Origin of the sequence: Abyssogena phaseoliformis symbiont OG214 (assembly GCF_016592595.1) — a bacterium.
Taxonomy (GTDB): Bacteria; Pseudomonadota; Gammaproteobacteria; order PS1; family Pseudothioglobaceae; genus Ruthia.
Genome location: NZ_AP012977.1, coordinates 1,130,268 through 1,153,110 on the forward strand (window position 1 = coordinate 1,130,268; position 22,843 = coordinate 1,153,110).

Consider the following 22,843-nt stretch of genomic DNA (forward strand, 5'->3'; position numbering starts at 1 on the left):
AATTTCGGGGGTTAAAATCATGGATAAATTCTTTTAAAACACCAGACTTTGCTCAAATTAAAGACACTAGTCAAAGAAAAATTGCATTTTTTAATTATCTGCTGCCTATTATCGAAAAAGAAAAAAAATCAGACTACTGAGGATGTTGATTAAAAACAATCGGCTCAACAAAATACAAATTAGTAAATTAATAAAGAAATATCGACTGAAAAAAAAGCACTATTAAATGCTATTGATATTATCCCAAACTCCATGATATTAGCACAAGCAGCAATAGAATCAAACTGGGGGCGTTCACGATTTTCTAAACACTGGCCATAACTATTTTGGTATTTGGTGCTTTAAGCCTGGTTGTGGCGTTATACCTAAACAACATCCTGAAAATGCTACATATGAGATTGCAATATTCTCTTCAGCATCCAAATCTGTAGAATATTACATGCTTAATATTAATCGACACTTTGCCTACACACTACTTAGAAAAATTAGGCAATACAAGCGTAATAACCATCTACCTATTACCGGTATTGCTTTATCAGAAGGATTGGGGAGTTACTCTGGAATTGGCTTTGATTATGTTGAGCAGGTGCAAAACGTTATTAGATATAATAAGCTTGAATAATACGATTTTTTAATTTAAAAAATCGTATTATTAATGATAGATAACATAAAAGCCCGCATCTATCTAAAATAAATACGGGCTTTTATGAACGCTTGAAATAACTTAACGCTTGGAGAACTGCTCGCTCTTACGTGCTTTTTTGCGACCGACTTTTTTACGCTCTACAATTCTAGCATCACGTGTTACAAAGCCTGCTTTGCGTAATTCACCTCGTAAATCATTATCATATGCCATTAATACACGAGTCACGCCCAGTCTAATTGCACCAGCTTGACCTGTATCACCGCCGCCTTTGGCCATGATATTAAAATCAAACTTATCCCTCATTTCAACCGTATCTAATGGTTGATTGATAATCATTGAAGAGGTTTCACGTCCAAAGTATTCATTCATTGGGCGTCTGTTAACTGTAAAAACACCTTTACCTTTGGTCATATAAACACGAGCTACTGATGTCTTTCTTCTGCCTGTTGCGTAATAAGTTTCTGTCTTTACCATAATATTTTTTTACCTTAAATATCTAAAACTTGAGGTTGTTGCGCACCGTGTGTGTGCTCGCTACCTGCAAATACTTTCATTTTTCTAAACATGTCTCTACCTAAAGGGCCTTTTGGCAACATACCTTTTACCGCTTTATTGATAATTTCCTCTGGCTTTTTGGCTTGTAAATCTTTAAATGCAATTGATTTTAAGTTACCAACATAGTCTGTGTGGTGGTGATATATTTTGTCTTCAAATTTATTACCCGTTACTTTAACCTTTGAAGCATTAATAACAACAATATAATCGCCCGTATCCGTGTGCGGCGTGTATTCAGGTTTGTGCTTACCACGAAGACGAGAGGCAATTTGCGTTGCTAAACGACCTAAGGTTTTACCGTCAGCATCAACGAGTAACCAGTCTCTTTTGACTTCATGTGCTTTAGCGCTAAATGTTTTCATAATCCAATCTATCTTCATGCAGAATAATCGGGCCATTATAATCACTTTTAACTTTAAATGTTAAACTATATTCTGATGCTGATATAATTAATCGCATCACCCATACACTTTGAAAAATAGCCAATGCCATTAATTTATTTGATATAACGAATATAATCCAACTTTTCTTTATAAACAAGGGTATCTACATTCATCAGTCCTAACAATGTGTGAAACATGCCATCATGAGAAAGTTTAGTATTTGCTTTTTTATTTAACAATTTTGTATCAACATCCTTAGAAAATTCATCACTAAACCACAAAATTGAGCCAACATGAGTTTGCTCTTTAGGCGCAATAAAATAGGGCATTCCATGCAGATATAATCCATTTTCACCCAGAGATTCTCCATGATCACTCATATAAAACATAGCGGTTTTAAATTGACTTTGGTTGCTTTTTAAAAAATTGATTGTTTTGGATAAAAAATAATCTGTATAAACAATGGTATTGTCATATGCATTGCTAATTTGCTCGTTGGTGCATTTGTTCAACTGGTTGGTTTCACATATAGGGGTGAATATTTTAAACTTTTCAGGATAACGTTTGTAATATGCTGGGCCATGGCTGCCCATCATATGTAAAACAATAAGCATGTCTTTGTCATAATGAGCATCAACATATTGTTGCAAACCAACCAGCATGCCTTCATCTCTGCATTCAATATTACAAACTGTATTCAAACGCTTTGATTTAAAATCTTGATAAGTGAGACGATCTGCCACACCTTTTGAGCTAGAATTGTTATCTCTCCACAAGATTTCCACACCTGCATGGCTTAAAATATCAAGCACATTACTCATATTTTTACCTTGAACATGCGTATAGTCACTTCGACCTATGTTTGAAAACATACATGGCAATGAATAAGCAGTGTCCGTACCGCAAGAATACATCTGGCTTAAACTAATCACATTTTCATTTGCCAGCAAAGGATTGGTCATTCTTTGATATCCATTTAAAGAAAAACGATCTGCCCTAGCTGTTTCACCAACAACCATAATAATTAATTTTTTCTTATCATTAACTCGATTGATTAACGCATCTTGCGCAATGACCTTAAAAGGAATGCTGACGGTTTCAAATTTTGAATTGATGTGCTTACCAATGGCGTATAAATAATAAGTTGGATTAATATATAGACGAAATTGCTTATTTTCTCGAGTAAGAGAAGTGTATGACTTAGAAAACGTCAAAGTTATTAGAACAAACATAACCAACAAAATAACAACCACTTTTAGCTTAGACCACAGTTGTTGTAGAAAATCTTCTTTAACAATTTGAACCTTATAAACCCAATAACTAGGCATTAACCCTAACAAAATAACATATGCGATTAGCTCAAAACTAAATAAGTCAACCGATTCTGCTACATTGGTTTCTAGACTATTAGCAATCATATTATTATCAAAGATAATACTATAATTATTAGCAAAATAACCAACAATAGCCGAAACAACAAGTAACAAGATTAATATTGGCTTGACACTATATCGATAGCAAACCAAGAGTAATCCTATCACTAAAAATACAAGCAACCAGACCAATAAGGAAGCCACAAATGCAATATTATCATCCAAAGGATAAATCTCAATCACCTTTGAGAAAAATTTAACATTACCTGTCGTGGTTAAAAATATCGCAACAATAAACACCAAACTGGTTATTGTTACTCTTTGGAAAAACTTCATTAATAGCTAAGTTGGGTGTAAATAATGGTTATTATATTGTCTAAATCATAACGACACAAACCAATGATTAACTCACATGCCCATTTGGGCTTTGACCATATCCACACAATCGCTGAAAATGCAGTAGCAATTGTGCCTAGCGTAGGCAAACAAAACTGGCAACAGGTGCAAATGTATCCATATTTTTCGTTGGGCATTCACCCTTGGTTGGCTGAATCGCACACTCAGCAAGATTTAGACGCCTTGGAGTACTTGGTTAAATGTAGCAATCCTATTGCCATTAGTGAGTGCGGGTTAGATTTTGCTAAGAATATTGATAAGCATAAGCAGTTTTATATCTTTGAATGCCAATTACAATTGGCTGAAACTTACAAATTGCCAGTGATTATTCACGCAGTAAAGGCAACTGAAGAGGTGATATTGTTGTTAAAAAAATACCCAAAAGTCACTGGGGCAATTCACGGCTTTTCAGGTAGTGAAACACAGGCTAATACTTTGGTAAATATGGGGTTTTATTTGGGGTTTGGACTACAAATCTTAAATGATAAATCTTTAAGATTAAGAAAGACCGTGTAAAACTTACCACTTGAATCACTATTAATTGAAACAGATGACCACGCTAACCCGAATGACTTAATACTGGTTGCTGAAAATATCGCCCAACTAAAACAAATATCAGTAGAAAACTTGAGTAAGCAATGCGATAATAATGCCATTTTGCTATTTGGATTGCAATAATGAATAACAGCTGCGCACGAACTGAAATATTATTAGGTCAGCAAGGATTAGCACGATTAGCAGAATCTCATGTTTTAATTATTGGTCTTGGTGGCGTTGGTGGCGCTTGTGCAGAAGCGCTTTGTAGAGCTGGCGTTGGCACATTAACTCTGATTGACTTTGACATTGTAGAAAAAACAGACCTTAATCGTCAAATTATTGCACTTAATTCAACACTTGGACTGTCCAAAGTAGACGTGCTGGCTGATAGACTGCATGATATCAACCTTGATACTATTATCATCAAGCGTCATGAATTTATAGATAAAAACAAAGCTCAAGCCATTGCACTTGATACCAACCTGGATTTTATTGCAGATTGTATTGATGCTATTGCTTATAAAACCATACTTATTGACAGTTGTAATCAATCCAAAAAACCTATTATTTCAAGTATGGGTGCGGGCGGAAGGCTTGATCCTACTCAAGTTAAAATTTCGCGCATGGATAAAACCCAGAACTGCGCCTTAGCACGTAAAATGCGCAAGCAACTTAGACATATTCACGCTTCACTTAAATTTCCCGTGGTACATTCAACAGAAGTGCCAATTAAGGCATTGCCACATCAAGCAGTACGCACAACTGACACCACCCCTACTGGTAGACCTAGAGCAGTGAATGGTGCAATCTCGTATATGCCCAATATTTTTGGGTTAATGATGGCAGGCTATATTATTCAAACTCTATTAAAATCATAATCTTCTAAAAAATGAGCTTTGTCTATTTCAAGAAAGAGGAAGAAAATGGTTAGTACACAAACTCCAATTTGCGATTTTAACACCCTAGCAATTGACTTTAGCTTAAAAGGTGTTGATGGGAAAATGCACAATTTAAAAAGTTGTCAAGGTGAAAATGGTCTATTGCTGATGTTTATTTGTAATCATTGCCCTTATGTTAAAGCAATTATTGATCGTATCATTCGTGACACCAAAGCACTCAAAAAAATAGGGGTAAACGCCGTTGCAATCATGTCAAACAACCCAAATGAATATGAGGCTGACTCTTTTAAAAATATGCAAAAAATTGCCACAAGCATGAATTTCCCATTTCCCTACTTAATAGATGAAACTCAGCAGTTTGCTAAAGCATATGGCGCCGTGTGTACGCCCGATTTCTTTGGCTATAATGCTGATTTAAAATTGCAATACCGTGGTCGGCTTGACGCTTCACGCAAAGAATCTGCAGCAGTGGATATTAAACACGATTTATTTGATGCAATGAGCCAAATAGCCACAACTGGACAAGGCCCCAAGGAACAAATTCCCTCAATGGGCTGCTCAATCAAATGGCTACCTAATATTGACTAAGTATAACGCCGTGTAATATGGTTAAAAATAACGCTGGCGTTAAAAATTTATTACCCCAAACTTTATCCAAGTCAGCATTAGGCTTTAATTTGATAATTTCAAATCGTCTTGCCTTGGTTTATCAAGCTCTTCATACGCTTTGTGACAAGCACCAACATATCTCGATAACGCACCAAAGCCGCTTTATCGCCTAACGGACTATGACCAGGAATAATTTTTGTATACTCGTCAAACTTGGCTTAAACCCTGATTAACATTGCTAATCATGCCTTCAACACTACCACCACTTGAAGCATCGATAAAGGGATATAAACCATTAAAGAAAATATCTCCCATGTGTACAACATTTGCAGTTTTAAAAAAGACAATGCTATCACCATCGGTATGTGAATTATCTTGGTGTATTACTTGTATTTCTTGATTGTTTAAATGAAAGGTGATACTGTCATTAAAGGTAATGATAGGCAAAGCAACCTTGGGAGAGGTAGGTATTTTTTTATTAAAAGCCTTAATAAAATTATCATGGCTCATGCGCTTGCGCACCTCGTCGTGCGCCACAATAATAACGTCCGCCTTGCCCATGTTTTCATTGCCGCCTGTATGGTCAAATGGCAATGCATATTAATCACAAATTTAATCGGCTGGCTTGTTATTTTAGCAATAGCAGCTTGAATTTTTGTGCTCAAAGGTGTAAATTGATCATCAATCATAAACACGCCATCAGCACCAACTGATAAACCAATATTGCCGCCTTCGCCCGTTAGCATATACAAGTTGTCACTAACTTGTTGAGTTTTTATTAACACCTGTTCAAAACCATCACCTTTAGCAAGCGCTGAACTTGTTGCAAGATAAGTAAAGAAAAGTAGACTTGGTAGAGATATTTTTATAAATTTCATGTGTATTATCCTAAAAACGAATGAGACTTATGATTTTCTCACAAATTTTCTTTATCACCTGTAATATTTATAAAAAACGCCGTAAATAAGGAACAGTACTTAAGCACAATCCAACAATAATTAAATACAAAAATTGGTCAACAAAATAACCATAAAAAATAAGCTCTAATCCACAAGTAATGGTTAAAAAATCGTCTTCACGCTTACCTTTTCGATAATACACGATGCCTAACGTAGAAAAAACTAACGTAACTACAATGCTTTTTACATCAAACAATTCACTCAAATGTGGGTTATTAGCATACTGCTCGCTTAGTTGTTGTAATTATGAAATATCCGTATTTATGCCTTTTAAACAAATTTTGTCAAAATAACGATTCTCTACCCTTCTATTTTGCCTTCAATATGCTCAGAATTATCAGTTACTAATGATATATTACGTACTGCCGTACCGCGCGCGCCGTTTAGCAGTAAAGTTTGCGCCTTTAACTGTGTAAGGTCTTTGAGTTAGGATAACCGTATCACCAGAGTCTAACTGAGTGCTATAACTGTCTTTGTGTTTTAATGTTTATTCGTCACTAGTGCGCTCATCCATTGCCTGCCGCCCAAATTAATGTTTCATCATCCAAATAAAGCATATCAAGCAAGTCCTGTGGCCAGCCTTCACTACTTAACTTGGTTAATATACGCCAAGCCACTACTTGTACCGCTGCTATTGGCGACCACATAGAATCGTTCAAGCAATGCCAATGGTTAATATTTCCCTGCTTAGGATCATCAATAAAATTATGGCAAATGTTGCAAATTAAAATAGATTGATTGTCGCTATTATCTAAGGGCATCACTGCAAATACTGACAAATCATGCTCATTGCCACGCAACTCGCACTTAGACTGGCTACGGCTTAATAATATTTGTTCAGTATCCATAAAATTGCCCATTTATATTGAAAATGAATCATATTTTAACTGATAAATATAATAAAAAACTAATATAGTTCGCTAAAGCGTCACCTAAATAGGTATAATTTTGGTCTTCATTTATCCCACAAATCACATGTCTGAAAATAAATCTGGCCATAAGTCGCCATCTAAATTTGAATGTTTAGGATTGTCTAATACCATTTTGAAAGTATTGGATTCTATTGGCTACGAAACCCCTTCTCCCATTCAAGAGCAATGCATCACTCACTTACTAAATGGCGAAGACATTATCGGTCAAGCACAAACAGGTACAGGAAAAACAGCTGCTTTTGCCTTGCCATTACTAGACAAGATTGATCTTAATCTTAACGCACCACAATTATTAATCTTAACGCCCACCCGTGAACTTGCCATTCAAGTATCAGAAGCGGTACAAACCTATGCACGAGGCATGAAAGGTTTTCATGTGTTGCCTATTTATGGTGGGCAATCTTATGACATCCAACTAAGACCACTTAAACGTGGTGTGCACGCTATTGTTGGTACGCCTGGTCGGGTGATGGACCATATTAAAAAAGGCACTCTAAAACTAGACAACCTAAAATTCTTCGTACTAGATGAAGCTGATGAGATGCTTAAAATGGGTTTTATTGATGACATTAAATGGGTCATGCAACGCATTCCTGAACAACGACAAATTGCTCTTTTTTCTGCCACCATGCCAAGCGTTATCAAAAAAGTAGCTGAACAATTTTTAAACCAACCAAAAATTGTTAAGATAAAAACTAAGACAGAAACAGCAACCACCATTACCCAAAAATACTGCATGGTTGGTGGCTTATCACAAAAATTAGAAGCCTTAACTCGTATTCTTGAAGTCACTACCTTTGATGCGATGATTATTTTCGTTAGAACCAAAACACTCACGACAGAATTGGCAGAGAAATTATCTGCCCGTGGCTTTTCAGCAGAAGCCATTAACGGCGATATTCAACAAAACCAACGAGAGCGTATTATCACTAACTACAAAAAAGGCAAAATTGACATCCTTATTGCCACTGATGTTGCCGCCCGTGGTTTAGATGTAGAACGCATCTCGCACGTGGTTAATTACGACATTCCTCAAGATGCTGAATCTTACGTACACCGCATTGGCAGAACAGGACGCGCAGGCCGAAAAGGTGATGCAATTTTATTCGTATCAAACCGAGAAAGACGCATGCTTAATACCATTGAGCGCGTTACTCGCCAAAAAATCACGCCCATTGAGCTGCCTAGTGCAAAGATTATTAACGCCAAACGCATTGAAACATTCAAACAAAACATAGCACAAACCATCAACAATCAAAACTTAGACATATTTGAAAAATTAGTCAGTGAATTTCAGCAAGAAAACCCAGAAATTGAAACCTCAAAAATCTCTGCCGCCTTAGCATTTATTGCGCAAGGTAATGAACCGTTGCTGTTATCAGAAAAAAAGCTAAACTTTGGTAGCAATCAAACACCAAAAGAAGAAAAAATAATCCCTGCCAAGGCCGACCCACTAAAAGACTTTCCTAAAATTCCAATGTGTCGCTATAAGCTTGAAGTGGGCAATAATAATAATGTCAAGCCAGGTAATATTTTAGGTGCTATTGCCAATGAAGCTGACATGGACAGTGAATATATTGGCTCAATTCAAATTTTTGATCATTTCTCAACCATTGACTTACCAGATGAGCTGCCAAACGAGGTATTTGAGGTTTTAAAAAAGACCGTGGTTTGTGGCAAGCGCTTAAACATTGTCGAACTCACTGAAAAAAACAACAAGGCCACTATTGGAGCACGGATGGGAAGGCGTAATTTTGGTCGTGGAAAATTCTCCAAGGGTAAAGGCAACAATCGACGTAACAATAAAGACTATCACGGCAGAAAACCAAAATTTTCACGCTAAGATAAAACATAATGAAGTTCTCGCGTTTTTTCCCTTTTTTAGTCTGGTTTAAATTTGTCAATAAAGCTTCCCTTAAAGCGGATTTAATCGCAGGATTAACTGGCGCTGTTATTGTCCTACCCCAAGGTGTGGCATTTGCCACTATCGCAGGATTACCCCCTGAATATGGGTTATACACTGCAATGGTTACCCCAATCATTGCTGCACTGTTCGGCTCATCATTACATTTAGTTTCAGGACCAACCACAGCCATTTCTATCGTGGTTTTTTCCTCCATTAGTCATCACGCCGAGCCAGGCAGTGCTGAATTTGTATCATTAGCACTCACACTCACTTTTCTCGCTGGTGTTTATCAACTGGCATTTGGCTTGGCACGCCTGGGCGCAATGGTTAATTTTGTTTCACACACGGTCATTATTGGTTTTACGGCAGGTGCGGCTATTTTAATTGCCAGTAGTCAGTTAAAGCACATTACAGGCATCTTTGTACCCAAGGGCGAATCTTTTATTCATACTTTAATAGATCTCTATCAAGGTGCTGGAGATGCTAATATTTATCTCATTATTATTGCCTTAGCAACCCTCATCACAACTGTTTTAACCAAAAAGTTCTTTCCAAAATTGCCTAATTTACTATTAGGTATGGTTGTTGGTAGTGTGCTTGCCTTATATTTCAAAGACTTCACCACGCAAATTAAGCTAGTAGGCGAAATCCCTGCGCACTTACCGCCTTTATCCATGCCAAATTTTTCATTCTCTACGATTAAAACCCTCGCTCCTGAAGCATTCGCTGTTGCCTTACTTGGTTTAATCGAAGCAGTTTCAATCAGTCGTGCTGTAGCAACAAAGTCCAATCAACGCATTAACCCTAGCCAAGAGTTTATTGGCCAAGGCATGTCAAATATATTTGGTAGCTTTATTTCTAGCTATGCGGGTTCTGGTTCATTTACACGTTCAGGGCTCAACTTTGCATCAGGCGCAAAAACACCTTTGTCCGCTATTTTTTCTGCTGTTATATTAATGGTCATTGTGCTACTGATTGCACCACTCACCGCTTATTTACCCATTGCTGCCATGGCAGGTGTTATCCTTGTAGTTGCCTATAATTTAATTGATTTTCACCACATTCGTGAAACCTTAAGTTTTAGTGTGGAAGAATCTGCCATCCTAATAACCACTTTTTTAGCAACCCTCTTTCTTGAGCTAGAATTTGCTATTTACTTGGGTGTTTTACTCTCATTGGTTTTATTCCTTAACAAAACTTCTACACCTGCCATTCCTACTTTATCCCTAGACAATGCCCAAACCAATGGTAAAAAGAAGTTTATCAATATCAATAAAAAACCTATCAAACAATGCCCTCAACTCAAAATTATTCGTATTGACATGTCTATTTATTTTGGCTCGGTTAATCACATTCAAAAACGCATTGCTGCTATCGTAGAAAACGAACGCATTAATCATATTTTAATTGTTGCTAGTGGTATTAATTTTATTGACCTAGCAGGCACAGAAGCACTCATTTCAGAAAACAATCGCCTAGTAAAAAACAATGGTGGCTTATATTTTGTCGGACTTAAAGCCTCCGTTTATGAATTTGCCGCTAAGTCGCACTTCATCCAACAAATTGGCAGATCGCACTTTTTCGACTCAAAATCACAAGCTATTAATCATATTCATAAAAAACTAGAACAAAAAACCTGTGCAACTTGTCAAGCACTTATTTTTAATGAATGTCAACCTTAATGACAAAAAAGTGTGCTAAAATCAGTGTTGCTGGTAAAGAATACAGCTGCTATTTATATCTATGTTGTTGATTGATGCATTGTCGGTTTTCGTACTCTATAAAAGGTGGTCTATTTTTTCGGTAATTTTTAACTTATGGGAGACACAATGTCTACAACAGGAAAAGTCAAATGGTTTGACGCAAAAAAAGGGTTTGGTTTTATTGAGCAAGAAAGTGGCAATGATGTATTTGTTCATTTTCGCGCTATTCAAGGCGATGGCTACAAGTCATTAGAAGAAGGTCAAGAAGTAGAGTTTGACCTAGAAGATGGTGAGAAAGGTCCGCAAGCTGCGAACGTTTACCCAAAATAATTCGCTAATTATTTAAATAAAAAACCCAGTTTAATCGCTGGGCTTTTTATTGTGTGTAATAATATGCACAAAAATAATCCCACAACATGTAAAAACACGACTAAGTTTTTTGATTCATTTAAATTGTTAAATATTTGTATTTGCGGCCCTTCTACAACAGTCTTGTAGTCATTTTCAGTTTTGACTTGGTTTGTACTACAAGAAATTAAAAGAATAAATATGGCTGATAGGGGAATTGTTTTTATTCTTGTCCTTTTATTAAGTTAAAAAATCACTGTTTCCAAACATTTCTCATGCCATAGCCAATTTCATATCTAATAAGTGTGGTCATGAATATATTCGCCTGAACAGTTTTTATACCGCCACTTAAATTCTATGGAATATAAATTTTTCTTAGAATCTAATTCTATTTTTGTAATTTCAATAACGGTGTTTCTGCATTTTCTTTGCTTACCAATCTGCCATGTTTGTAATATCTCTTACCATGGCGACTATCATATACTCGATCTATGCCTTTTTTCATTACAAGAAAAATATTGTTGTTTAAAGCGATTTGTTTTTTCTCTAACCCAAATATTAAATTCTTTTCCTGTATTTGGATACGTCCATTTTTTTGATCCTTTGATTGTTGTACCACTTGCGCCATTAACATCAAAATATGAATCTGCTTGATGCATACAATCAGCATCTTTATTACCATCCCAATTCATACCAGTCCATAATTGATAAGGAATGAATATAGTTTGATCAGAACAGTTATAAAGATTACTAATATGCCAAGGGTCGTTTGATGGTTTTAACTCACTAATACAAGCTGTATTATGAAGTGATTTAACACCTTCTTGCCTTGTGTAAGAAAGTGTTTCGCAACCCAGTAAGAAAAATAATTAAGACAAATGTGAGTAGTGTTTTTTGCATTTTTATCTTATTGATTATTTTGATAATTATTCCAACCATCTTTAATATGCTCTATTCCACCTTTGGTGGTATCCCACATCTTATGAGAACCCTTCACCAATTTTATTGCCTATGCGTTGAACTGTATCCTTGCCTGTTTGTTACCGCCAGTTTCAAAATCTATCTTTGAAAGTAATATCATAGTAACTTCTCTCAATGCAACGACTAGGTTCATCAGCCCCTGTAAAGCAAGAACAAGGCAAATACTCATCAATATTAATATCAACATATCTATATTTCCAGTTTTCATCTTTTTCGGGGATTAAAACAGGAATATATTTCGGTTCGATTGATGGATTAATAAAGGCAGAAATATAATATCTTTCACCAGTATTAGGCCATTGAGAATCAACGGATGATTCTAAAGAACCTTTGGCCATATACAGGTCAGATAATTTAATATCTTGAATATTAAATTTCAAATATCTTTGCCCTTTGATTCTTTTTGAACTGCTTTTACTTTCAAAAGCAATAGAGAAAATTGAAGAGCTTTTGTTTAGAGTGATTACAGTTTTTTTACAGATGCACTTACTGATACAAGCTAAAGTTAAAAATAATATGGTTGTTTTCATAAATTTTTAAGTATTCTTTAAATCAATTTTTTTACTAAGCAGCTTTGGCAGTACCATCAATCCTATTAATCCACCAATAATTGCACCAACAATACTTTTAGCAAAAGTGTCGCTCTTTACAAGCATTTCAATCCCTCTATCACTCCAAGATTTTCCTTGCTGAATAAACTCAAGAACGACATCAAAATAAATTTGCTCAAAGCCAATCAAAACAAATGTTCTGACAATAATGATACCAATCGCCACGCCTAAAATTAAAATTAAAATTAAAATTCTATTTTTCCAAAAATTTAATTTACACTCCGAACTAAGCGTAAAGAATTACGCTCGTATGATGCTTCAATATCAAACCCAGTGTAAAAACTTGTTAGCCAGCCAACGAGAAGATGACAAAAAATAATCTCCACGAGTAGTAGGAAATAGAGCTTGGTTTATGGTTGGTTTTTTATAAGAGCCATTACCGTAACTACAATCACCTGCGCTATTAAAACCATCTTTTTTATATTCTACTCGATGACCATTGGAGCAATATACTAGTGAATTTAACTCTTAAATTGTGGGTATCCTCCAATCATCAAATCCAGCATACCTAGAATTTTTTACTGTTGATTTTGCAGATCCTAAACTGTAGTATCTAGCCTCTTCTGTGCAACTTCTACCACTCCATTTTTTCCCTTCTTGGCATTTTTTCCACATCAAACTCCCAATAATTTCTATGCCGCTTTTTTATCTATGTAAGTTTTGTTTTTTTGCCTCTTTAGTAAGTTTGCTATATTTTGTATTTAAGACAGGTTTTTTGAGTAAATGCACAACTTTCACTCTTTGTGCAGGTGTTAAATCATTATTTTTCTTAACAATATCAATTATTGTTCTACTTCTACTTGATTCAAAATCAACATTTGAACCAGATTAAATTAGAAATTTAATTATTTCTAAACTACCGCCAAAATGAGCTTCTTTTAAAAGTCGTATTTGTGTCTCATCACACCATTTATGCTCTGTATCAATATTTGCTCCTACTTCAATTAGCATTTTAATCGCATCTACACTTCTTGTATGCCTCATGACATTTTCGCCATTAACATCTGCCCCTGCTTTAATTAAAGCACCTACAACTGATTTTTTACAGTTAATTGATGCCACTTTCAAGCGGACTATTACCATTTTTAAATCTAGCATTAACATCTTCCCCCCCAACTCTATTAAATCCCTTACTTCATTAGCTATTTTTGCCACACCTAATTCTTTATATAAATTATTATTTGCATTTGCAAATAAAGAAAATAGTGCCATTGAAATTAGAATTACTTTTTTCATTTTTTCTCCACTGGCTCTAAATCAAAAAATGTAATTTCACCATGTTCATCTGACGCTTTAATAGTCAAGTCAAAAGGAGCTATGATTGGCATTTTATCACTACCCCTAAATCTAAAAGAGAGAACTCTAGAACTACCTTTCCCTATTTTGAACTTGCTAACACTGTTGCCTGCAACTTTAAATTCATTACCATTGCTATCTAATAATAATGCGTAGCCATCTTTAAAATCTGCATCAAATGTATAGATTTTTGAAAGGTATTTAATTTGTATAATTATACTGCCTTGCCTCTTTTACTTATTCTTTCAATATTGGCAGTAAAATGTTTAAATGAAACGCATGAAGAAGAGTTATCACACTTAGTATCTTTTGCAAATGAGTTAAAGCTCATTACCAATATTAAAGTTGTTATAAATATTGCCCTCATATTTCCTCCTTAAAATTTGTAAACAACGCCCACCGAATACAAATTAGTTCTTATATCCTCCTTCTCAGAATCTTCATAGTTAAACCTTTCTGCTTCAATTCTAAAATCAATTTTTTCATTCAAAGAAATTGAAGCACCTAAACCAAAGAATAAATCGTTTCCAGTAGTATTAACCGTTGGATTTCCATCATCATTTTCTGAATACTTCCATCTGTGATAACTCAATTTAACAAACGGAGTAATACTTTCAAATGGTATTTTGTAAATAGCTGATATGCCGTAAGACTGAGCTTTATAATGGTCACCGTTAGGATCTGAAATATAGGTCAATTTGTTAGAATAATGACCTTCAACAGAGATATTTTGATTAATTCTATAACCACCAAATAACTTATAGGTTGTATTCTTCTCATCCTGACCTAATAAGACCTTCTTCCTCTCTGCTACTTGGATTTCCTGCTGAAATTCCTGCATAAGAATAGCTATGGTTAGACGTATCTTCTGCATAAGTAAAAGATGTAAAAGTGATTGCTGTTAATAGTAATAGTTTTTTCATTTTTTTCTCCTTATTGATTGAAATTATTTGTTACTTACTCATTTGTTCTACTAGTTTGTTATGTGCATCTAAAAAAGCAGTGGCAACAATTTTGCCCATATCAATGCTTCCATAACTACCGCCACCAAAACCAAAACCAAAACCAAAACCAAAACCAAAACCAAAACCGCTAGAAGATAAACCACCTACACCAAAACCCACATCAGTTTTTTTGGCTCTGCCTTCTGCAACTGCATCTTGTAAACCCGTTCTAACATTAACAGCGGTTAATAATGTTTGAGCTTCCTTATCAGAAATATTTATATTGCCAGCCAATGCACCTATGGGTCCTAAAAATCCTGCTACAAGACCACCAAGTGCAAGATTTGGTCCACCAAACATTATTATCTGAAAAAATAATGTTTGGTGTGATTATCCAATCAGCACTTATCATATTTCCCGATGCTGTGTTTTTATTACTGGCTAACTCGCCGGGCCAGAGGCGAGCGCTCTTTCTCTTTCTAGTGCTTTGGATGCTGCGCCTCTATCGACCCCACTTGGAAACAATTACTTTTTGCCATCATAGGTTTTATCATTGGGATAGGACTAGGTAAATTATGTTGCGTTAAAATAGCATAAGGGTTTTTAGAAGACTCAGGTTCGACCAGTACTGTAACACCAAGAGGTTTAGAGCATTTTTTTAATTCTTTGGCTTAAGCGGTAACAGCAATATTAGCCCCGCCACCTGTTTTCATATTTGTATCCAATATATTGGATGTACAACCTTTTGTTAATAACATTGCTGTAAATATTGTTAGTAGTTTTTTCATTTTTCTCCTTTATTTAATTTTCTTCTTTAACTCAAGTGAACCAATATGCTCGCCTGAATAATTTCCTTCAACAATCAACTTATTGGGTTTTCTTTTAACCAATTCCCAGTGGTGATTTATGCCATTATTAGCCTCAAGATAAATTTCTCTACCTCTGTAATAACCAGTAAGATTAAGTTTCCACTCTTTCTTTCTTTTGCTTAATTTTTCTTTTCCTGTTATTTTTCCACCTACTGCTTCTAGTTGAAAAAATACATCTGAGCTCCAAACTCCACCAGGACTAACTGCCTCACCACGTCAAAAACCCGTTATGTCTTCATCTGTTAATGATGTAATATTTTTAGCATCAGCTTGAAAAGTTGCTAAAAACAAAATGGTAATAATTGGCAAGATAACTATAAATTTCTTCATCTTTCCTTGTTGTAAATCTATTATGAAATTTTCAGTTGCTTCTCAATATGAGGCTAAAATAGGTCCAATGGAAAATTTAAAATTCAGAAAATCTATACATTCTAAAGAACACGTTAGCCTTCGCAAATTTTGGAAAAACAAGCGAAAAGCGCTTGGTTTATCTCAACGAGCATTTGCTAGAAAGCATAATTATGACTATTCACTTATTAGCAAGATTGAGCGTGGTGATAGAAGGCTTGACAGTATTGAAACTGTTCAATATTGTGAAAACTTAAAAGTTAATCCTTATGAGTTAATTGATATTATTTTAGAAAGTTTGAATTGAAGAATATACAATAATTTTTGCTTAAATTTAGACACGGTAAGCGTATTTTCAAATAAGTAATACATTAAACTAACTTCCCATGAAAACATTTTATTGGTACGACTATGAAACTTTTGGCATTTCGCCAAAAATAGATAGAATCTCACAATTTGCTGGCATTAGAACTGATGAGAATTTTAATATTCTAGATGAGCAAAGGTTTTATTGCAAGCCAACTCATGATTGCTTGCCATCGCCTGAAGCTTGTTTTATAACTGGTATTAGCCCGCAATTATGCGAACAAAAAGGCATGATTGAGCATGAATTTATCAAAAAAATTCATGCTCAATTCTCAACACCAAATACCTGTATTGTGGGCTACAATTCAATTCGTTTTGATGATGAATTTACACGCTATACTTTGTATCGTAATTTTATCGACCCTTATGCTTGGCATTGGCAAAATGGCAATACTCGTTGGGATATTTTAGATGTTGTGCGACTGTGTTATGCGCTTAAAAAAGACGCAAGCCTTAAATGGGTTCATGATGAACAAGGCAAGCCAATATTTAAACTTGATCAATTGTCACTTGCTAATGATATTGAGCATGCAAATGCACACGATGCTCTAGCTGATGTACGTGCTACTATTGCCATTGCTAAAATTATCAAGCAAACACAACCTCAATTATTTGACTACGGTTTTAGCTTAAGAGAAAAGAAAACAGTCGCCTCGAAAATTAGCCTATTTGAGCCAATATTACATACAACTGGCATGTATCCAGCACAACTGTCTTGTACTCGATTGTCTGTTGCACTGGCTTATCATCCTGAGTATAACGACCGAGCGCTGGTGTTTAACCTTGATCAAGACCCTTGTATTTTGCTAGAACTTGACATTGAAGCACTTAAAACCTTGATATTTACCAAGCAATCCAAACTACCAAAAGAGCAAAAAAGCTTACAAATTAAAGAGTTAATTTTTAATAAAAGTCCGATGTTTGTCCCTAATGTTTATAAACTTGAGCCAAAAATTGTTAAGCAGTTAAATATTGATATGAATCAATGTATGCAGCATCTCGCTTTTATCAAAGATAACCAACTCAAGATTAGTAAAGTCGTACAAGATTTATACAAAAACGATCAAAAACGCATTGCAACAAAAGATGTAGACCAATCGCTTTATGATGGTTTTATTGACAATGCTGATAAGCGTATTTGCAACCAAATTCAAGCCTTGTCTGTTAAAGAATTAGGCGTGTTTCATCCAAAATTTAAGGACAAAAAACTCTCAACATTGCTCATGCACTTTAAAGCTAGAAATTATCCCAATACGTTAACTGAAGACGAAAAAGAAGCTTGGTTTGAAACTGTACAAGGGCGAGTCCAAACGGGTGAAAATGGCTATACAACCATTGATGATTACCTAACAAGAATTAGCGCAATAAGGGAACAGCATCCAGATCAAGAAGAATTATGGCAACAACTTGAAACTTATAGCAAGTCGTTCTTTTAGGGTATTATACCTTAAATTTAAATATAAGGTATAATATTTGGCATTGAGAAAAAAATAGGCAAAGAAAAAATGAACGCCGAGACACGTACAGAAATGTTTGGAAGGTTGCTTAAAAAGATACCAAATCCAACCACAGAATTAAACTATTCAACACCATTTGAACTATTGGTGGCCGTGACATTATCCGCTCAAGCGACTGATAAAAGTGTTAACAAAGTCACTGATAAATTGTTTCCAATTGCCAACACGCCTGAAGCTATTTTTGAATTAGGCGAAGACACACTCCGAGACGCCATAAGAACCATTGGTTTGTTCAACTCAAAAGCCAAGCACATTATTCAAGCTTGTAAAATTTTAATTGAGAAATACAGTTCAGGTGTACCCGAAACTCGTAAAGAGTTAGAAGCGCTACCTGGTGTTGGTCGTAAAACTGCCAATGTTGTGCTTAATACTGCCTTTGGTCATCCAACAATTGCGGTTGATACGCATATTTATCGTGTGGCAAACCGTACCGCTATTGCCAGTGGCAAAACTGTATTAGAGGTAGAGAAAAAATTGGTTAAATTCATCCCTGATGAATACCAAGTGCCTGCGCACCACTTAATGATTCTACATGGTCGCTATACCTGTAAAGCCCGTTCTCCATTATGCACAGAGTGTATTTTGCTTGACCTTTGTGAATACGAAGAGAAAAACTTATAAACCTTTGAGTGTTTTACACTCAAGATAGAACACAACAACGACAATTCCTTGCTAATGCTTGGAAAAAGTTCTTAAACAAGTAGGCACTTGATCCGTTGGAAACTCAACTCACTCAAGTGATTGAAATTCATCCTGAATACCACAAACTAATTAGTGGCATTGAGTCTGACTATTTTCCAGAAAGTGCTGAGGTTAATCCTTATTTACATTAATCAGCCGCCAAGGTATTAATGACTATTATTAAACAATTCTGCGTAAGATTAAAGATCCGCACCAAGTTGAGCATTTAATGATGGATTGTATTGAGCAAATGCTTTTTCTGCTCAAAAAAATAACACACCGATGGATCATCAAGCTTATATTGAGTGTTTAAAAACACAATCAAACCAATAAAAATTAATGCCTATCGAAGTCCTTATTAAGCAACACTTAAACCAAAAAATAACGCATAAACAATCAATAGGTACTGGTATTTTTATCGCTTATAAAGTCAAACTGGATAACCATAAAACAGTTTTTATTAAATATCAATCCAGCCCTAATCAACAACTTATTCAACAGGGAAAAGAGTTGCAATTATTAGGAAAAACCATTACTACACCCAAAGTGTTAGGGTGTTGTGAACATTGCCTAATCTTGGAGTGGATAAATGAATCTTTTAATCCAAATCTGCAATCTCAAGCTGGTATAGCTCTTGCTCATTTGCACCAAAATACACATGATTATTTTGGCTTTGAGATGGATAATAAAATCGGCCAAACTGACCAATTTAATGCGACAGGTGGCAACATTACGAATTGGTCAGAGTTTTATTGGAAATATCGCCTTTTGTATCAAATTGAACTTGCCTTTAAAAACAACTTACTAAATTATGATAATTATCAACAGCTACTTAACATAGAAACAAAATTGCTTCATTTGTTAGACAAGAGTATTAAACCTGCATTACTACACGGCGATTTATGGTCAGGAAATCTTATTAGTGGCAAAAACACCCCTTATTTTATTGATTCTGCTAGTTATTATGGTCATTGTGAAATAGATTTGGCACTAACCTTTATGTTTGGTGGATTTTCAGATGACTTTTATCATGCTTATCATAAAATTAACCCATCAAGTGCTGGTTTTAATCATAGAAAACCGTTATATATGTTGTATCATTATCTCAATCATTTAAATATGTTTGGTAGTGAGTATCACCAAAATGTGATGAGTTGCTACCACGCTTTATAGGTTATGAAAATGGGTGAATTGGCACAATTAAGAGGCTTAGGTGATAAATCCGAGGAAAAACTCAACAAAATAGGCGTCTATAGCAAACAAGATTTACAAGCAAAAGGTACTGTTCCTACTTTTGTTGAATTAGGCGAGCCCCATTTGTGCTTTTTATATGCCTTGGCAGGTGCACTTGAAAATAGGAGCTGATTGGATATTGCACAAAATGACAAAACTCGACTTATTATCGAACTGAATAATTATAAAACCGAATAAGACAAGTCTTTGTTAAACCTGCCAACTAACAAAATTACTAAGCAATTGCAAACCATCATGCTGTGATTTTTCAGGATGAAATTGCACTGCAAATAGTTTGTCTTGAGCAATAGCACAAGTGAAATCAACACCATAATTAGTTGAACCAGCAATCACATCTGCATGACTGGCTTCTATATAATAACTATGCACACTATAAAAGCGCGTATTGTCATTAATATTATGCCAAAGCGGATGCTCTATTGATTGTTTCACCGTATTCCAGCCCATGTGTGGCACTTTGAGGTTATTTTTAGCAAATTTAACAACATTACCTGAAATGATAGATAAACCATCAATGCCGTTATTTTCCTCACTATGATCGAATAAAAGTTGCAGCCCTAAGCAGATACCCAAAAATGGTTTTTCATTAACACAACGCTTGATAACATCTACTAATCCGTGTTGTGTTAATGCTTTCATACATGCTCCTATTGCACCTTGTCCTGGAAAAACAATGCGATCAGCATTTGTGATTAAATCAGCATTATCAGTCAAAAAAACTTTATCATTGGGAGCGATATGTTCAAGTGCTTTTTGCACGCTACGCACATTACCCATGCCATAATCAATAATTGCAATACTTTGCACGAATGTTTAAAGCGAGCCTTTGGTGGAAGGAATCATGCCTTTTTGACGTTCATCTTTGGTTATTGCCATACGCAATGCTCTGCCAAATGCCTTAAAGATAGTTTCAGCCTGATGATGAGAATTAACACCTTTAAGATTGTCAATATGCAGTGTAATCAGCGCATGGTTCACAAAGCCTTGGAAAAATTCTGAAATCAAATCAACATCGAAAGCGCCAATCATAGCGCGCGTAAAACTCACATTTAAATCCAAACTAGGGCGGCCAGAAAGGTCCAGAACAACGCGTGATAACGCCTCATCCAGTGGCACATAAGAATGACCATAACGGGTAAAACCTTTTTTATCACCGACCGCTTTAGCAAAGGCTTGACCCAATGTAATGCCAATATCTTCAACACTGTGATGATCATCAATTTGTGTATCACCACCACATTTGATGGTTAAATCCATTAAGCCGTGCCGTGCAACCTGATCCAGCATGTGGTCTAAAAATGGCACGCCAGTATCTATATTTACTTGACCGGTGCCATATAAATTGAGTTCAACACTAATATCAGTTTCATTGGTTTTTCTAGATACTTTAATCATATTTATTCTGCCAGTTCAATTATCTTTTTATTATAGCTATTGACAGCAATAATCGCCCATATAATGCAAATAATATAAGGAATAAATAGTCCTACAAATACAAAGGTTATAAAACCAACAATTGCAGTAATAACCAGCATAATCAAAGCGCCAATAACACTCGCATAAAACAGCCCAATTGGCCCTAAAAATATGGCTAAAAGAATCGCAACAACAAGACTTTTAGTGGGTAGTTTTTGTGATGACACGATTTATAAATACTCCTCAATTAGAATTTCAGCGATTTGTACCGTGTTAAGCGCTGCGCCTTTGCGAATATTATCAGAAACCACCCATAGGTTTAAGCCTTTTTCACAAGAAATATCCTCACGGATGCGGCTTACAAACGTATCATCATGATTAGTCGCCTCCACAAATGGCGTAGCATAACCCCCATCTTCACGCTTATCCATAACCGTAACACCATTTGCTTTTGACAAAATATTAGTAGCTTCAGCTGCAGTAATTTTTCTGACAGTTTCGATATTAATCGCTTCAGAATGCCCATAAATAACTGGCACACGTACTGCTGTTGGATTAACCAAGATATCTTCATCTTCAAAAATCTTTTGAGTCTCCCACACCATTTTCATCTCTTCCTTGGTATAGCCATTATCTTGAAAGACATCAATATGTGGGATGACATTAAATGCGATCTGCTTTGGATATATCTCAACATCAACCTCAATATTGCCACTTAATAATTTGGTAGTTTGGTCAATTAACTCACTAATCGCCTCTTTGCCAGAACCCGATACCGCCTGATAAGTCGCCACATTAATGCGCTTAATCCCCACCGCATCATAAATTGGCTTGAGGGCCACCAACATTTGAATGGTTGAACAATTTGGATTGGCAATAATATTACGCTTGGTGTAATCCGCAATCGCATGTAGATTTACCTCTGGCACGACTAAGGGGATATCCTTATCACGACGAAAATGTGCCGTATTATCAATTACCACACACCCTGCTTCGGCCGCAATCGGCGCATATTTCTCAGAAATACTGCCACCTGCTGAAAACAACCCTATTTGCACTTTCGAAAAATCAAAGGTACTTAAGTCTTGCACCGTCCAACTTTTACCCTGACAAAACACTTTCTTACCAGTAGAATTGGCACTCGCCAAAGGATATAAATTATTAATTGGAAAGTTACGCTGTTCTAAAATCGAAAGAATCGTCTTGCCCACCGCACCTGTTGCACCAACAACGCAAACGTTAAACTTTTTATCCATAAGCCTTCAAATTGAAAATTATAAAATAGCAGTATTATACTTGACTTACAGTTATTTT

31 protein-coding genes are annotated in these 22,843 nt (G+C 35.5%); 13 read left to right on the forward strand and 18 right to left on the reverse strand.

All coding sequences use genetic code 11. The features are described 5' to 3' along the window. Positions 1-439 precede the first annotated feature (439 nt). A complete protein-coding gene (locus tag CVPH_RS10270; RefSeq protein ID WP_225879674.1) occupies positions 440-622 on the forward strand; it encodes a hypothetical protein in 183 nt (60 codons plus the stop codon). Between the two features lie 102 nt (positions 623-724). Here CVPH_RS10270 and rpsI read toward each other — a convergent pair whose 3' ends face one another. From rpsI to CVPH_RS07145, 3 genes are all read right to left on the reverse strand, one after another. Next, positions 725-1,120 carry a 30S ribosomal protein S9 gene (gene rpsI / locus CVPH_RS07135; protein WP_201341084.1) on the reverse strand — a complete coding sequence of 132 codons (396 nt, stop codon included), beginning with the start codon at positions 1,118-1,120 and terminating at the stop codon, positions 725-727. Positions 1,121-1,134: 14 nt separating this feature from the next. Further along, entirely contained in the window at positions 1,135-1,563 is a 429-nt protein-coding gene (gene rplM, locus CVPH_RS07140; RefSeq protein WP_201341085.1) for a 50S ribosomal protein L13, read from the reverse strand. Between the two features lie 134 nt (positions 1,564-1,697). Beyond that, positions 1,698-3,293, reverse strand: a complete 1,596-nt coding sequence (locus CVPH_RS07145; RefSeq protein WP_201341086.1) for a phosphoethanolamine transferase — start codon at positions 3,291-3,293, stop codon at positions 1,698-1,700. Positions 3,294-3,356: 63 nt separating this feature from the next. Here CVPH_RS07145 and CVPH_RS07150 point away from each other — a divergent pair, with 63 nt between their 5' ends. The 3 genes from CVPH_RS07150 (at position 3,357) to CVPH_RS07165 (ending at position 5,377) form a co-directional block, all read left to right on the forward strand. Continuing rightward, positions 3,357-3,869: a TatD family hydrolase gene (locus CVPH_RS07150; RefSeq protein ID WP_201341087.1), complete on the forward strand. Its 513-nt coding sequence runs from the start codon at positions 3,357-3,359 to the stop codon at positions 3,867-3,869. Between the two features lie 161 nt (positions 3,870-4,030). Next, a complete protein-coding gene (locus CVPH_RS07160) occupies positions 4,031-4,768 on the forward strand; it encodes a tRNA threonylcarbamoyladenosine dehydratase (protein ID WP_201341088.1) in 738 nt (245 codons plus the stop codon). Positions 4,769-4,813: 45 nt separating this feature from the next. Further along, positions 4,814-5,377, forward strand: coding sequence for a thioredoxin family protein (locus tag CVPH_RS07165; protein ID WP_201341089.1), 564 nt, complete (start codon positions 4,814-4,816; stop codon positions 5,375-5,377). Between the two features lie 228 nt (positions 5,378-5,605). On the opposite strand, the gene CVPH_RS07170 is transcribed toward CVPH_RS07165, so the two are convergent. The 5 genes from CVPH_RS07170 to CVPH_RS11050 all read right to left on the reverse strand — a co-directional run bounded on the left by CVPH_RS07170 (position 5,606) and on the right by CVPH_RS11050 (position 7,205). Continuing rightward, entirely contained in the window at positions 5,606-5,992 is a 387-nt protein-coding gene (locus CVPH_RS07170) for an MBL fold metallo-hydrolase (protein WP_201341090.1), read from the reverse strand. Further along, positions 5,905-6,276, reverse strand: a complete 372-nt coding sequence (locus tag CVPH_RS07175; protein WP_201341091.1) for an MBL fold metallo-hydrolase — start codon at positions 6,274-6,276, stop codon at positions 5,905-5,907. The genes CVPH_RS07170 and CVPH_RS07175 overlap by 88 nt, the downstream gene beginning before the upstream one ends. Before the next feature lie 67 nt (positions 6,277-6,343). Next, positions 6,344-6,553, reverse strand: coding sequence for a hypothetical protein (locus CVPH_RS07180; RefSeq protein ID WP_225879675.1), 210 nt, complete (start codon positions 6,551-6,553; stop codon positions 6,344-6,346). A 104-nt stretch (positions 6,554-6,657) separates the two neighbouring features. After that, positions 6,658-6,747 carry a PhnA domain-containing protein gene (locus CVPH_RS11285; RefSeq protein ID WP_425353132.1) on the reverse strand — a complete coding sequence of 30 codons (90 nt, stop codon included), beginning with the start codon at positions 6,745-6,747 and terminating at the stop codon, positions 6,658-6,660. 116 nt (positions 6,748-6,863) lie between these two features. Continuing rightward, positions 6,864-7,205 carry a hypothetical protein gene (locus tag CVPH_RS11050; protein WP_342590433.1) on the reverse strand — a complete coding sequence of 114 codons (342 nt, stop codon included), beginning with the start codon at positions 7,203-7,205 and terminating at the stop codon, positions 6,864-6,866. 127 nt (positions 7,206-7,332) lie between these two features. Here CVPH_RS11050 and CVPH_RS07190 point away from each other — a divergent pair, with 127 nt between their 5' ends. The 3 genes from CVPH_RS07190 (at position 7,333) to CVPH_RS07200 (ending at position 11,228) form a co-directional block, all read left to right on the forward strand. Further along, a complete protein-coding gene (locus tag CVPH_RS07190) occupies positions 7,333-9,132 on the forward strand; it encodes a DEAD/DEAH box helicase (RefSeq protein ID WP_201341093.1) in 1,800 nt (599 codons plus the stop codon). Between the two features lie 11 nt (positions 9,133-9,143). Further along, on the forward strand, positions 9,144-10,877 hold the full coding sequence (locus CVPH_RS07195; protein WP_201341094.1) for a SulP family inorganic anion transporter: 1,734 nt from the start codon (positions 9,144-9,146) through the stop codon (positions 10,875-10,877). A gap of 147 nt (positions 10,878-11,024) precedes the next feature. After that, positions 11,025-11,228, forward strand: a complete 204-nt coding sequence (locus CVPH_RS07200) for a cold shock domain-containing protein (protein WP_201341095.1) — start codon at positions 11,025-11,027, stop codon at positions 11,226-11,228. 406 nt (positions 11,229-11,634) lie between these two features. Here CVPH_RS07200 and CVPH_RS07205 read toward each other — a convergent pair whose 3' ends face one another. The 6 genes from CVPH_RS07205 to CVPH_RS07230 form a co-directional block, all read right to left on the reverse strand. Beyond that, positions 11,635-11,916: a hypothetical protein gene (locus CVPH_RS07205; protein ID WP_201341096.1), complete on the reverse strand. Its 282-nt coding sequence runs from the start codon at positions 11,914-11,916 to the stop codon at positions 11,635-11,637. A 382-nt stretch (positions 11,917-12,298) separates the two neighbouring features. Beyond that, a complete protein-coding gene (locus tag CVPH_RS07210; RefSeq protein WP_201341097.1) occupies positions 12,299-12,757 on the reverse strand; it encodes a hypothetical protein in 459 nt (152 codons plus the stop codon). 6 nt (positions 12,758-12,763) lie between these two features. Further along, on the reverse strand, positions 12,764-13,003 hold the full coding sequence (locus CVPH_RS07215; protein WP_201341098.1) for a hypothetical protein: 240 nt from the start codon (positions 13,001-13,003) through the stop codon (positions 12,764-12,766). 663 nt (positions 13,004-13,666) lie between these two features. Further along, positions 13,667-14,074, reverse strand: coding sequence for an ankyrin repeat domain-containing protein (locus CVPH_RS07220; RefSeq protein ID WP_201341099.1), 408 nt, complete (start codon positions 14,072-14,074; stop codon positions 13,667-13,669). A 436-nt stretch (positions 14,075-14,510) separates the two neighbouring features. Next, positions 14,511-14,975 carry a porin family protein gene (locus tag CVPH_RS07225; RefSeq protein WP_201341100.1) on the reverse strand — a complete coding sequence of 155 codons (465 nt, stop codon included), beginning with the start codon at positions 14,973-14,975 and terminating at the stop codon, positions 14,511-14,513. Between the two features lie 112 nt (positions 14,976-15,087). Then, the gene (locus CVPH_RS07230; protein WP_201341101.1) at positions 15,088-15,438 is read right to left on the reverse strand and encodes a hypothetical protein; all 351 of its coding nucleotides are present in this window, start codon (positions 15,436-15,438) and stop codon (positions 15,088-15,090) included. An 861-nt stretch (positions 15,439-16,299) separates the two neighbouring features. On the opposite strand from CVPH_RS07230, the gene CVPH_RS07235 reads away from it, so the two are divergent. From CVPH_RS07235 to CVPH_RS07260, 6 genes are all read left to right on the forward strand, one after another. Continuing rightward, the gene (locus tag CVPH_RS07235) at positions 16,300-16,602 is read left to right on the forward strand and encodes a helix-turn-helix domain-containing protein (RefSeq protein ID WP_225879676.1); all 303 of its coding nucleotides are present in this window, start codon (positions 16,300-16,302) and stop codon (positions 16,600-16,602) included. Between the two features lie 79 nt (positions 16,603-16,681). Then, positions 16,682-18,097, forward strand: a complete 1,416-nt coding sequence (sbcB, locus tag CVPH_RS07240) for an exodeoxyribonuclease I (RefSeq protein ID WP_201341102.1) — start codon at positions 16,682-16,684, stop codon at positions 18,095-18,097. A 69-nt stretch (positions 18,098-18,166) separates the two neighbouring features. Then, complete coding sequence (gene nth / locus CVPH_RS07245; RefSeq protein WP_201341103.1) at positions 18,167-18,799, forward strand: endonuclease III; 633 nt, start codon at positions 18,167-18,169, stop codon at positions 18,797-18,799. 95 nt (positions 18,800-18,894) lie between these two features. Continuing rightward, on the forward strand, positions 18,895-19,011 hold the full coding sequence (locus CVPH_RS07250; protein WP_201341104.1) for a DUF1841 family protein: 117 nt from the start codon (positions 18,895-18,897) through the stop codon (positions 19,009-19,011). A gap of 187 nt (positions 19,012-19,198) precedes the next feature. Continuing rightward, positions 19,199-20,032: a fructosamine kinase family protein gene (locus CVPH_RS07255; RefSeq protein ID WP_201341105.1), complete on the forward strand. Its 834-nt coding sequence runs from the start codon at positions 19,199-19,201 to the stop codon at positions 20,030-20,032. 9 nt (positions 20,033-20,041) lie between these two features. Next, complete coding sequence (locus CVPH_RS07260) at positions 20,042-20,224, forward strand: TfoX/Sxy family DNA transformation protein (protein WP_201341106.1); 183 nt, start codon at positions 20,042-20,044, stop codon at positions 20,222-20,224. A gap of 78 nt (positions 20,225-20,302) precedes the next feature. Here the strand turns inward: CVPH_RS07260 and hisH are convergent, their stop codons facing one another. Genes hisH through CVPH_RS07280 form a run of 4 tightly spaced genes read right to left on the reverse strand, consistent with a single transcriptional unit; the run spans position 20,303 to position 22,785 of the window. Beyond that, on the reverse strand, positions 20,303-20,920 hold the full coding sequence (hisH, locus tag CVPH_RS07265; RefSeq protein ID WP_201341107.1) for an imidazole glycerol phosphate synthase subunit HisH: 618 nt from the start codon (positions 20,918-20,920) through the stop codon (positions 20,303-20,305). A gap of 6 nt (positions 20,921-20,926) precedes the next feature. After that, positions 20,927-21,508, reverse strand: a complete 582-nt coding sequence (gene hisB / locus CVPH_RS07270) for an imidazoleglycerol-phosphate dehydratase HisB (RefSeq protein WP_201341108.1) — start codon at positions 21,506-21,508, stop codon at positions 20,927-20,929. A 2-nt stretch (positions 21,509-21,510) separates the two neighbouring features. Next, positions 21,511-21,756, reverse strand: a complete 246-nt coding sequence (locus CVPH_RS07275; RefSeq protein ID WP_225879677.1) for a hypothetical protein — start codon at positions 21,754-21,756, stop codon at positions 21,511-21,513. A gap of 3 nt (positions 21,757-21,759) precedes the next feature. Further along, a complete protein-coding gene (locus tag CVPH_RS07280; RefSeq protein ID WP_201341109.1) occupies positions 21,760-22,785 on the reverse strand; it encodes an aspartate-semialdehyde dehydrogenase in 1,026 nt (341 codons plus the stop codon). Between the last annotated feature and the right edge of the window lie 58 nt (positions 22,786-22,843).